Below are 11039 nucleotides of genomic sequence, written 5' to 3'. Positions count from 1 at the left end.
GGCAAACACCCCCCCCGCCCGGCTGGCCCCCCCCGTGTGGGGGGGGGCGCCGACCTCGGGGGGGCCGGCCGGCACCCCCCGACCGGGCCGGCCCCTCCTGTGCTGCCGACTGCTCCGTGGTCAGGAGCGCTTGACCGCCACCTCGATGAGCGAGTAACCCCACTGGGTCGCCCGCCGCACGCCGTGGATCCGGACGTACCGTGCCGACTGCGAGGGGAACTCCGCGGTGTCGTACCCACCGTCGCCCGCCTGCGTGGACCAGGCGGTCCGCCAGGTGGCGCCGTCGTCCGACAGCTCGATCCGGTACTCCCGTGCGTACGCCTGCTCCCAGTCGAGCGTGACCCGTCCGATGCGGTGCGCGGACCCGAGGTCCACCTGCCACCACTGGTCGTCCGACCACTCGCTGGCCCAGCGCGTGCCCGTGTCACCGTCGACCGCGCGGCCGGGCGCGAAGCTGACGAACGGGTTCCACCACTCCGACGTGCTGGCCCCGGTGGGCTTGCCCGATGCCAGGTTCACGCCCGGCTCGTGGTCCTCGGTCCGCTTCCAGGTGGTCAGGTACGACTCCGCTCCCCGCGAGAGCTCGTCCACGACGCCCGGGCCACCGGGAGACAGCCGGATCTGCTCGATCCAGTCCGGCACGAGACCGTTGTGCGCGGCGCCGTCGGTGTTGAGGTCCCAGGTGCGCTCGCCGGTGACCTGACGGTCGATCACCGAGCCGCCGTCGAAGCTGCGGAACGGGTACTTCACGGAGTTCGGCGCGTCGTTCCCGACCGGGCCGGGCCAGCCGCCGACGCCGTTCATGTCCGTGCCGTAGCCGAAGCCGACCCCGTACTTCTTCCGCAGGTCCGCCTTCTGCGCGGCCTCACCGACGAACCCCTCGGCGTTGTGCATGTACGAGGCGGCGAAACCGCCGAGACGGTACAGCCGCTCGGTCCAGTCCAGGTCCATCCAGCTGTGGCTGGACAGGACGCCGGGGTACTCCTCGGCCTCCAGGATGTCGAGCGCCCGCCCGGCGGCCTTGACGCTCATGTGGTCGAGCTCCAGCATCATCCCGCGGTCGATCATGCCCCGCACCGCGTACTCGCCGAGCCTCGTCAGGCCGCGGTTGTTGCACTTGGCGTCGGAGGCGTACGAGGGAACGGCCACGCCGGCCGGCAGCTTCGCCGCCATGGCGGCCGGTGCGGCGGCGAGGCCGATCGGGTTGTCGTGCTGCGGGCCGGCGCACTTCTCGGTGGTCCAGAACGTGCCCGTGGACAGGAACTGGCCGATGTTGACCGCCACGCCCGTCGTGCCGCTGTCGAACCGCACGCCGCAGAGCGCGTTGTCGAACTTGTGGCAGAGGAACATGCTGCGCACGCCGAGCGCGTACAGCTCGTCGAGGCCCTTGTCGATGTCCGCCTGCCCGCACTGGGCGACGTCGAGGATCTGCTTGCAGCCGAAGGGCTCCGAGGTCTCCACGCCGAGGACGACCGCGAGCTTGCCCTGCTCGATCACCGAGCGGGCCTGCGCGGCGCTCGTGACGATCCGGAACCAGCCCTTGCCGGGGCCGCCGTACATCGCGTCGACGTAGTCCTGCATCTCGTACGTCTTGCGGGCCTCCAGACGGATCGCGGTCATCTCGTCGCAGCTCCGGTCACGGGGCAGCAGCGAGCAGATCAGTCCGTTGGTCACCAGGTCGTTGACGAGCACGCGCTGGCCGCCGCGCCAGGCGCGCTCGACCCAGGCGTAGTAGTTCTGCTGGTGGCTGAGGGAGTTGTTCGCCGGCCAGTCCTTGAACGTGGGCCAGCCGACCGGGTCGTGCTTCCCGTTGTCGCCGCCGGTGAGGTGCTCGAAGAGGGCGCCGGAGCCGTCCGGGTAGTGCTCGGGACAGTCCTTCAGGGCGTCGGCGACGCCCGCGGCCGAGAACGGGCTGCCGCAGATCATCCGGCCGCCGAAGCCCTCGCTGGACATCAGGTGGTTGTGCGCGTCGATGAACCCGCGCACCTTGCCCTGGGCGTCCGTTCCCTTGAACGGCGCACCCGTGACGTTGATCTGGGAGTCGGCGGCGGGCCGGGACGTGGGCTCCCACCAACCGCCGCCGGCGTCGGCGGCGGGGACCGGAGCGGAGCCGAAGAGCACGGCGGCCAGGGCGAGGAACAGCGCCAGGAGGGCGGATCTGCCGCCACTCCCGCGCGAAATGGGTCGAGTCATGATCAGCGAGCCTCCGGGCGGTGGGGGTGTACCGGGCGCCCCGAGGATCGCGGTGTCGAGGGAGTGAGTCAAGAGTCCGGGTCAAATGACCTGTTGGTGAGACGAGAATCTCCCCCGATGCCTCAATCCTCCATCAGGGCAACGAGTTGATCTGCCGTCAGATCCAGGTGTCCGGCGGCGACACGCGCGTCGCCGAGCACCAGGAACTGCAGTGTCAGACCGTCGATCGCGGCCGCCAGATACCGGGCGAGCACCTCCACCGGTACCCGCGGCTCAAGCCCCCGTACCTCGCCGACCTGCTCCAGCAGGGCCGCCGCCGACGCCACGTACTGGTCGTACTGGGCCCGCGCCAGATGCTCGAACCCCGGCTCCCGCAGGGCGTACTGGGTCAGGTCGTACGTCAGCATGTGCTCGCCCGGGTGGGCCGTCACATGGTCCCAGTACGTCTGCAGCGCGCCCCGGACGGTCTCCCGGAGCGTGCTGCCCGGCTCCACCGCCGACATCACCCGCGTCACGTAGTTTCCGGTGATCGCCTCGATCGCCGCCTCGAGCAGCGCCTGCTTGGACTCGAAGCAGTAGTGGAAGACGCTCAGCGAGACGCCCGCCTCGGCGCAGATCGACCGCGTGGTCGTCCGGGCGACCCCGTCCCTGGTCATCGCCCTGATCGCCGCCTCGACCAGCTGCCTGCGTCGTTCGGCCGACGGCATCCGCCCCATGGTTCCTCCTCGCGTCCGGCGCAAGGGTAACGGTCGGACCTTTGCCCGCCTCCCGCGTGGTCGACCTCGGATCCACGCCGGATCCACGCCGGGGCGCGGACCTCCGTGCCGGTCCCGCCGTGCGCGGCGGGACCGGTGAACCGGAACATCAGGGGGAGTAGGGGGCGTCGCTGTGGTCGAGTTCGGTCATGGTGGGCTCGGTCACGCGGTAGACGGCGGTGCGCCGGATCGTGACGACGGCCGCCGGGTCGGAGTCGCCGCGGGTCAGGTAGACGACGGTGGCCTGACGGGCCGCCGGCGTGGAGACGTCGATCGACTGCACGGGGGTGCGGTCGCCGAGCGAGGCCGCCGCCACGGGCACCGGCGTCCCGGAGTCGTTGCGCCAGGTGACCAGCCCGTAGAACTTGCCCGTACCGCCCGTGGTCACCTTGACGGCGGCCACGGCGTCCTCGGCCGGATCCCCCGTCATGTCCCCGATGCCGCACTGCGGCTGGAGCTCGATCACCACACCGTCGCCCTCCCACCGGCCGTCGGTGAAGGCGACGGTGCCCTCCGGGGCGTCGGGGAACCGGAAGTCCGATGTCTGCAGCGCGGCATCGCGCAACCCCTCACAGGTCAGCGCGCCCGCCGAGGTGCCCTTGCCCGGCTTCTTCGGCTTCTTCGACGCGGTCGGCGACGGCTTGGCCGATTCCTTGCCCTTGCCCGGCGCCTTCGAGGACCCGGCCGACTTCCCGGGCTTGGGGTTCGCCCCTCCCGTGCCGCCGCCCGTGTCCTGGCACCCCACCGTGACCGACGCCAGTGCCAGGGCGGTGATCAGCCACGTACCCCGTGCCGGCCAGTTTCTCTTCCCGTTCACCGCAGGACCCCCTTGTGTCGGTTCGCGCCGTCCGTCCACGGTCCGGCAGGGCCGAAGACGCGCCATCCCGCACCGCGGTTGCGGGTACGGGGCAGCGGGGAGAGCCGGGACACCCTGGCCGGTACTCGTCCTCGCCGATGGCGATAATGAGCCTTCCCGTTCTCCCGTCTTGCGAAGAGCCGCCGTGACCGACAGCACCACCGCACTCCAGTCCACCGACCGCGCCGACATACGCGCCGAGCGACGACGGCTCGTCGAATCGGTCCGCGCCCATCGCCGCCTCCTCCTGGCGCGAGGCCCGTTCGAACTCGCCGACCGGCGTCGGCTGAACCGCGAGACCGGGCAACGGACCCGGGCGGAGGCGCGACGCGGCAAGTCCCTCCAGCGGATCCACGAGAAGCAGGCCAGGCGCGCGCGCTCCCTCACGGGCACGCTCGACGGCCTCGACGGCAAGCGGGCGAGCCGGGAGCGGCGGGCGCTCGCCGTGCTGCGCCGCGAGGCGATCGAAAGCGCGCTGCGCGGCACGCGTCTGACCGCGAGCCAGGTGAACGGCATCGGCAGCGGCCTGGTCCGCGACCTGGCGGCCCAGGGCATCCGTACGGCCGCCGACTTCCGGCGGGTCAGCTGGGGCAAGGCCCCCAACGGCCGCGGCGGCGAGGTGCTCTACATCCACCGCACCGAGGGCCGCAAGGTCCACATCAACGGCATCGGCGAGCACCGGGGCCGCCCGCTGATGGAGTGGCGCCGAGCCGCCGTCGCGCGGGCCGCGGCCCGCGCGCCCCAGGAACTGCCGGCGGACGAGCGGCACCGCATCGACGAGATCATCGAGAACGAGCGGGTCCGCCTCGAAGAGGAACTCGCCCGCGTCCCGAAGACCGCGGAATCCGCTCGCGCCGAGGCCGAACGGATCCACGCGGAACAACTGACGCTGCTGACCGGTGCCGAACGCGAGGCGCAGGCCGAGGCCGACCGGAGGCGGGCCGAGTTCGACGAGACGGCGGAGCGATTGCTCGCGCTCCGGGCCGAGCTGGCCGCCCACGTCGACCGGTACGGCGATCTGGGGCTCCGCGACCGCCGCGCCCGTTCCCGGGCCCTGCGACCGGTACCCGCCGTGGCGCCGGTGGTTCCGGCGATCCCGGCGCCGCGGCCCGCGGACGCCGGCGCGCCGGGACCGGAAGACCCGGCGGGAACGAACGGCGTGTCCCTGTCGAAGGACTCGAAGGACTCGAAGGGGCCGGCGGGCTCGAAGGGCCCGGCGGGCGCGGGCGGCGCGGAAAGCGCCGGAGAAGCCGATGGCGCCCGGGCAGCCGGCGGGGGCGTCGTGGCCGACGTCCCCGGGGTGCCCGGTGTCCGGGCCGGTCTCGGCTGGCTCGTGCCGGTCGCACTGTTCGGCATGACGGCGGTCCTGGGCGCGGGAGAGACGGACGCGACGCCGCTGTGGTGCGCCGTCGCGTCCCGCCTCGTCTCGCTGGCCGTGGTCGTGGACCTGCTGCGGCTGTGGATTCCGCGCAGGAAGTGGCGTACGGCGGGGGACATGCCCGCCGGCACCGGCCTGGTCGCCTCGGGCGCCTTCCTGGGGCTCGCCGCCGCGAGCATGTTCACCGACCCCGTGCACGCCGCCGGCGGCGCCCCCTGGGCCGTGGCCGTCGTGGCGGTGCTCCTCTTCCTGGTCGGCGTGGGCCGTCGCGCGGGGCGGTGACAGGGCCGCCGGGCCCGCCGTCTGACCGCCCGCCGTGTTCCCTGGGCCCGGACCGGGGTCCTCGCGGCTCAGCCCCGGTCCGGGGGCAGGACCCGGCGCAGGGCCGCCACCGCGTGGGAGCGGTGTTCGTCGAGGCGGCGGACCACGGTGTCGGCGTCGCCGTGGCGGAGGGCGGTGAGGACGGCGCGGTGCTCGTCGACGGCCTGCTCGCGGTGCGGGGTGTCGGTGTAGTACAGGGAGCGGTAGGCGTCGGTGGAGTCCCAGAGGGTGGCGATGAGACGGACGAGGCGGGGCATGCCGGAGGCTTCGACGAGGGTGAAGTGGAAGCGGCGGTTCGCCGCGGCCATGCCGGGGACGTCCCCGGCGTCGGCGGCGCGTTCGACGTCCTCCTGGAGGCGTTCGAGCGCGGTGAGGGTGCCGTCGGGCATCCGCCGTAGGGCGACGCGGACCGCCTCCGTCTCCAGGAGTTCGCGGATGCGGTAGATCTCCTCCAGGTCGGCGAGCGAGAGCTCGGCGACGAAGTAGCCCCGGTGTATGTGGTGGACGACGAGGCCCTCGGCCTCCAGGGCCTTCAGGGCCTCGCGCAGCGGTACCCGGCTCACCTCGAACCGGGCGGCGAGGGAGTCCTGGACGATCTGGTCGCCCGGCTTGAGCTCGCCGGTGGTGATGGCGCGCCGCAGTTCCTCCAGGACGAACTGCTGGGCGGTCTGCGGCCGCCGCTTCTGCACCGCGCTGCTCATCGCCTGTGACCTTCCGTTCCTTCGTGTCGCCACCGGCGGAGCACGCCGCCGGTGGCGACCATCTTCCTATGGATCAGGGCGTGCGCGCGGGCCGTCCCAGCGCGGCGAGCAGGCTCTCGGTGTGCTCGCCGAGGCGCGGGGGAGCGGCGCGGTAGGACGGCGGGGTGGCGTCGAGGCGGATCGGGTTCACGACCTGACCGGGTCCGGCGGCGGCCTCCGGCACCCGCGGGGCGAGGCCGAGGCGGTCGGCGAGGCCGAAGGCGGCGGCCAGGTCGTTGATGGGGCCGCAGGGCACGCCGGCGGCGGTGAGGTCCTCGAACCAGGCGTCGGCGGTACGGGTGGCGAGCGGCGCGGACAGGGCCGTGACCAGGTCCTCGCGGTGGGCGACCCGGGCCGTGTTGGTGGCGAACCGGGGGTCCTCGGCCAGCTCCGGCCGGCCGAGCCGGTCGCACAGGCCGCGGAACTGCCGGTCGTTGCCCACGGCGAGGACGAGCGGTCGGTCCTGGGCGTCGAAGACCTCGTACGGGGCGATGCTCGGGTGGCGGTTGCCCATCGCGCGCGGCACGACGCCGGCCGCGAGGTGGGCGGCCGCCTGGTTGGTGAGCGCGGAGAGCAGGGAGGTGAGCAGGGAGACCTCGACGCGCTGCCCCCGGCCGGTGAGGTCCCGGTGCCGCAGGGCGGCCAGCACGCCGAGGCCCGCGTGGAGTCCGGTGATGACGTCGACGAGGGCGACACCCGCCTTGGTGCCCGGGCCGTCCGGCTCGCCGGTGACGCTCATGAGGCCGCCCATCGCCTGGACGAGCAGGTCGTACCCGGGGAGCCGCGCTCCCTCGGCGGTGCCGAAACCGGTGACCGAGCAGTAGACGAGCCCGGGGTTGGACTCCCGTACGTCCTCGTATCCCAGGCCGAGCTTCTCCATGGTGCCGGGCCGGAAGTTCTCCACCAGGACGTCCGCGCGGTCCACGATCGCGCGGGCCGTCGCGAGGTCCTCGGGGTCGGTGAGATCGAGGGAGACGGAGCGCTTGTTCCGGTTGACCCCGAGGAAGTACGTGGCCTCGCCGTCGGCGAACGGCGGGCCCCACGCGCGCGTGTCGTCGCCGGAGCCGGGCCGCTCGATCTTGATCACGTCCGCGCCCAGGTCGGCGAGGAGCATCGTCATGTACGGCCCGGCGAGCACACGGCCGAAGTCGGCGACGACGATCCCGGAGAGAGCGCCGCTCTCGGGCGTCCCCGGTGCTCCCGGTGCCCCTGGCGTGCCCGTGGTGCCCGGCGTGCCCGTGGTGTCCGGCGTCTCCCGCGCGCCCGGCGTCCTCCGCGTTCCCGGGGTGTCCGGCGTGCCCGGCTGGTCTGCGCCCATGCGGCGTTCCCTCGCTCTCCCTGGTGACGCGGTGCGATCCGGCGATTGGATCCAATCGGACCGTAGGGGGCGGCCCGCCTGATTTCAATACTGGATCCAATATCCGATCGGGCGCTACGCTTCGCCTCGCCGAGTTGCCGCAGTCGCCAGGAGGCCGTCCGTGAAGTCGCCGTCCACCCCCGTCCACCCCTTCGACCTGCTCGCCGTCGACGGACTGCTGACCGACGAGGAGCGCGAGATCCGCCGCACCGTGCGCGCCGTCGCGGACCGCGAGCTGCGGCCGCACGTCGCCGGCTGGTTCGAGAAGGGCGAGATCCCCGCCCGCGAACTCGCCCGCACCCTGGGCGGCATCGGCGTCCTCGGCATGCACCTGGAGGGCTACGGCTGCGCGGGGACCAACTCCGTCGCCTACGGGCTCGCCTGCCTGGAGCTGGAGGCCGTCGACTCCGGGCTGCGCTCCCTCGTCTCCGTGCAGGGTTCCCTCGCCATGTACGCGATCTGGAAGCACGGCTCCGAGGAGCAGAAGCAGCGGTGGCTGCCGAAGATGGCGGCCGGCGAGTACATCGGCTGCTTCGGCCTCACCGAGCCCGACGCGGGCTCGGACCCGGGCGCGATGCGGACCAACGCCAAGCGGGACGGCTCCGACTGGGTGCTCAACGGCACCAAGATGTGGATCACCAACGGCTCCGTGGCCGACGTCGCCGTCGTCTGGGCCCGCACCGAGGAAGGCGTCCGGGGCTTCCTCGTCCCGGCCGGCACGCCCGGCTTCAGCGCCCCCGAGATCAAGATGAAGCTCTCCCTGCGGGCCAGCGTCACCAGCGAACTGGTCCTGGAGGACGTGCGCCTCCCGGCCGACGCGATGCTCCCCGGCGCCCGCGGCCTCTCCGGCCCGCTCGGCTGCCTCAACGAGGCCCGCTTCGGCATCGTCTTCGGCGCGCTCGGCGCCGCCCGCGACTGCCTGGAGACGGCGATCTCCTACGCCCGCGACCGGGTCGTCTTCGCCCGCTCCCTCGCCTCGTACCAGCTGACGCAGCAGAAGCTCGCCGACATGTCCGTCGAGCTCGGCAAGGGCATGCTGCTCGCCCTCCACCTCGGCCGGCTCAAGGACGCGGGCGAGCTCACCGCCGAGCAGGTCAGCGTGGGCAAGCTCAACAACGTGCGGGAGGCGATCGCGATCGCCCGCGAGTGCCGCACGATCCTGGGTGCCAACGGGATCACCCTGGAGTACCCGGTGCTGCGCCACGCCAACAACCTGGAGTCGGTGCTCACCTACGAGGGGACGAGCGAGGTCCACTCCCTGGTCATCGGCAAGGCGCTCACCGGCGAGCAGGCGTTCCGCTGAGCGAAGCCGCAGAGCCGGCTCAGCCCGCCGTCACCCGGTCGACGAAGGCGTCCAGGTTGCCCGTCAGACGGGCGACCTGCTCGTCGAGGGTGAGGGACTCCTCGTGGCGCCGGCCGCGCAGCTTCGGCTGCCGTCTGCCCCGCACGTACAGGGAGCAGGCCAGGTCGGCGCAGAGGTAGATGCCGACGGTGTTCCCCTCGCGGCCGCGGGTGCCGGCGAGGGGCGCCACCAGGAGCGTGACGCCCGAGGAGGCGTGACCGGTCAGGCAGACCTGGCACATGCTCGACTTCACGGCACTGGTCCGGCCGGAGGCCGGCACGCGCAGGCTCACACCGACCGGCCCGTCCGCGCGGGGTACGACCAGATGCGCGCGGAGCGGCGCGCCCGGGTCGACCCAGCCGAGGAAGTCCAGGTCCTCCCAAGGGAGTTCGGCGAAGTCGAGCGGCAGCTTGAGGCGGGCCGCCTCGCCCTTGGTGCTGTTCACGAAGGACGAGCGGATCTGTTTGTCGGTCAGTGGTTCCACTCGGTGGACCGTACACCGACCGCTGACGGCGGGCACCCGAATATGACGCGGTGCGGAGTCGGCCCCACGGCGCCGCGCGCCGGCCGCCGCGGACTCAGGCCACCCAGTCCGGCAGCGCCGGGTCGGCGAACCGTCCCGGCGCCCCGTCGAGCGCCGACGCGAGCCGCTCGGCCGCCGGCTCGTACACGTCCTCCGGCAGCGTGTACGGGATGCGCAGCCGGTGCTCGTGCGTCCCGGGGTCCACCCCGAACCGGGCCCCGCCCTCCACCCGTACGCCGTGCCGCATGGCCCGGGCCGCGAGCGAGGAGGCGACCGGGCGGCCCAGGTCGATCCACAGGCACATGCCGCCGGGCGGCACCGTCCAGCGCCACTCGGGCACATGCCGGGCGAGCGCCTCGGTCAGCGCGGACCGGCGCTGCCGCAGCTCCTCGACGCGCCGCGGGAGGATCTCGCCGAGCCGGTCCATCAGGGCGACGGCCACCAGCTGGTCCAGGACGGAGCCGGACAGGTCGGCGGTGATCCGGACCCGGGCCAGCTCGGTCACGACCCGGGCCGAGGCCCGCACCCAGCCGACCCGCATCCCGCCCCAGCAGCTCTTGCTCAGCGAGCCGATGGAGACGATCTGCTCCGCGTCGCCCGCGCCGGCCGCCGCCGCGAACGGCGCCGGAGCGGGCACGTCCAGGGCCATGTCGGTGAGCGTCTCGTCCACCACCAGCCAGGTCCCGGTGGCGCGCGCGGCCCGGGCCAGCTCCCGGCGCTGCTCCTGCGGCATGAGGTGACCGGTCGGGTTGTGGAAGTCGGGGATCAGATAGGCCAGGCGCGGCGCGGTCTGCCGGAGCGCCGCGTCGACGAGCCCGGTGTCCCAGCCGGTTTCGGTCACCGGCACCGGCGTCACCCGGAGCATGCGTCCCCGCATCGCGTCGAGGGCGTTGGTGTACGAGGGGTTCTCGGCGAGCACCCGGTCGCCGGCCCGGCCCAGCAGGGTGAGGACCAGCGACAGGGCCTGCTGCGCGCCCGAGGTGACGAGGATCTGCTCGGGGCGGGTCGGCAGGCCCCGTGCCGTGTAGCGCTCGGCGACGGCGGCGCGCAGCGTGGGCAGTCCGTACGGGTGGTAGCCCTGGGCGCCGGCGTAGCGGGGCAGTTCGAGTGCGGCCGCCGCCAGCGCGGCGGACAGCTCCCGCTCGGGCGCCTGCGGCGCGGCGAGGGCGAGGTCGATCCTGGCGCCGGTCTCGTCGTGGAACCCGCCGAGGGCCGTCGGTGCCTGGCCGTCGGGCAGCGCCGTCCAGGTGCCCGCGCCCCGGCGACTGTGCGCGTAACCGCTCTCGCGGAGCAGGTCGTACGCCCCCGTCACGGTGGTCCGGCTCACCAGCAGCACCGCCGCGAGCTCGCGCTCGGCCGGCAGCCGCAGGCGCAGGGCCACCCGGCCGTCGAGGAGCGCCTCGCGGACGGCCCGCGCCAGCTCGCGGTACCCGAACCGGCCCTCGGGGGGCGGGGTGAGGAGCGACGCCAGCTGGCGGCCCGTCAGGGTCCGGTCCGCTGTGTGGACCACACGTGCCACTGCCATGCCAATCACTCCTCATTGGCTCTGCTGTCCGGGCCAATAAGACTACAGA

At 73.3% G+C, this 11039-nt stretch carries 9 protein-coding genes; 2 read left to right on the top strand and 7 right to left on the bottom strand.

The window, feature by feature from the left end; all coding sequences use genetic code 11:
• Nucleotides 1-120: 120 nt before the first annotated feature.
• The 3 genes from ACFVZH_RS18095 to ACFVZH_RS18085 all read right to left on the bottom strand — a co-directional run bounded on the left by ACFVZH_RS18095 (nt 121) and on the right by ACFVZH_RS18085 (nt 3765).
• Nucleotides 121-2193, bottom strand: a complete 2073-nt coding sequence (locus ACFVZH_RS18095; RefSeq protein ID WP_384898340.1) for a discoidin domain-containing protein — start codon at nt 2191-2193, stop codon at nt 121-123.
• Between the two features lie 122 nt (nt 2194-2315).
• A complete protein-coding gene (locus ACFVZH_RS18090) occupies nt 2316-2909 on the bottom strand; it encodes a TetR/AcrR family transcriptional regulator (RefSeq protein WP_384898339.1) in 594 nt (197 codons plus the stop codon).
• Nucleotides 2910-3057: 148 nt separating this feature from the next.
• Nucleotides 3058-3765 (bottom strand): hypothetical protein, encoded by a 708-nt coding sequence (locus ACFVZH_RS18085; RefSeq protein ID WP_384898338.1) that lies wholly within the window; start codon nt 3763-3765, stop codon nt 3058-3060.
• Nucleotides 3766-3949: 184 nt separating this feature from the next.
• On the opposite strand from ACFVZH_RS18085, the gene ACFVZH_RS18080 reads away from it, so the two are divergent.
• Entirely contained in the window at nt 3950-5464 is a 1515-nt protein-coding gene (locus tag ACFVZH_RS18080) for a hypothetical protein (RefSeq protein WP_384898337.1), read from the top strand.
• A gap of 68 nt (nt 5465-5532) precedes the next feature.
• On the opposite strand, the gene ACFVZH_RS18075 is transcribed toward ACFVZH_RS18080, so the two are convergent.
• Together ACFVZH_RS18075 and ACFVZH_RS18070 are read right to left on the bottom strand one after the other, a co-directional pair.
• The gene (locus ACFVZH_RS18075) at nt 5533-6204 is read right to left on the bottom strand and encodes a GntR family transcriptional regulator (protein ID WP_384898336.1); all 672 of its coding nucleotides are present in this window, start codon (nt 6202-6204) and stop codon (nt 5533-5535) included.
• A gap of 73 nt (nt 6205-6277) precedes the next feature.
• Nucleotides 6278-7561, bottom strand: coding sequence for a CaiB/BaiF CoA transferase family protein (locus ACFVZH_RS18070; protein ID WP_384898335.1), 1284 nt, complete (start codon nt 7559-7561; stop codon nt 6278-6280).
• A gap of 160 nt (nt 7562-7721) precedes the next feature.
• Here ACFVZH_RS18070 and ACFVZH_RS18065 point away from each other — a divergent pair, with 160 nt between their 5' ends.
• Nucleotides 7722-8903, top strand: a complete 1182-nt coding sequence (locus ACFVZH_RS18065; protein ID WP_384898334.1) for an acyl-CoA dehydrogenase family protein — start codon at nt 7722-7724, stop codon at nt 8901-8903.
• Nucleotides 8904-8922: 19 nt separating this feature from the next.
• Here ACFVZH_RS18065 and ACFVZH_RS18060 read toward each other — a convergent pair whose 3' ends face one another.
• Both ACFVZH_RS18060 and ACFVZH_RS18055 read right to left on the bottom strand, forming a co-directional pair.
• Nucleotides 8923-9426: an FBP domain-containing protein gene (locus ACFVZH_RS18060; protein ID WP_384898333.1), complete on the bottom strand. Its 504-nt coding sequence runs from the start codon at nt 9424-9426 to the stop codon at nt 8923-8925.
• A gap of 94 nt (nt 9427-9520) precedes the next feature.
• Nucleotides 9521-10990, bottom strand: a complete 1470-nt coding sequence (locus tag ACFVZH_RS18055; protein ID WP_384898332.1) for a PLP-dependent aminotransferase family protein — start codon at nt 10988-10990, stop codon at nt 9521-9523.
• Nucleotides 10991-11039: the final 49 nt, after the last annotated feature.

It is taken from the genome of Streptomyces sp. NPDC059534 (assembly GCF_042743475.1).
Classification (GTDB): domain Bacteria; phylum Actinomycetota; class Actinomycetes; order Streptomycetales; family Streptomycetaceae; genus Streptomyces.
The sequence above is the reverse complement of the archived record's forward strand: the minus strand, read 5'-3'. Positions and strand labels throughout refer to the sequence as shown.

What these genes read in the sequence shown, in the direction of transcription:
- ACFVZH_RS18095 (WP_384898340.1), bottom strand. Translation starts at nt 2,193, where the DNA reads ATGACTCGACCCATTTCGCGCGGGAGTGGCGGCAGATCCGCCCTCCTG.
- ACFVZH_RS18090 (WP_384898339.1), bottom strand. Translation starts at nt 2,909, where the DNA reads ATGGGGCGGATGCCGTCGGCCGAACGACGCAGGCAGCTGGTCGAGGCG.
- ACFVZH_RS18075 (WP_384898336.1), bottom strand. Translation starts at nt 6,204, where the DNA reads ATGAGCAGCGCGGTGCAGAAGCGGCGGCCGCAGACCGCCCAGCAGTTC.
- ACFVZH_RS18070 (WP_384898335.1), bottom strand. Translation starts at nt 7,561, where the DNA reads ATGGGCGCAGACCAGCCGGGCACGCCGGACACCCCGGGAACGCGGAGG.
- ACFVZH_RS18055 (WP_384898332.1), bottom strand. Translation starts at nt 10,990, where the DNA reads ATGGCAGTGGCACGTGTGGTCCACACAGCGGACCGGACCCTGACGGGC.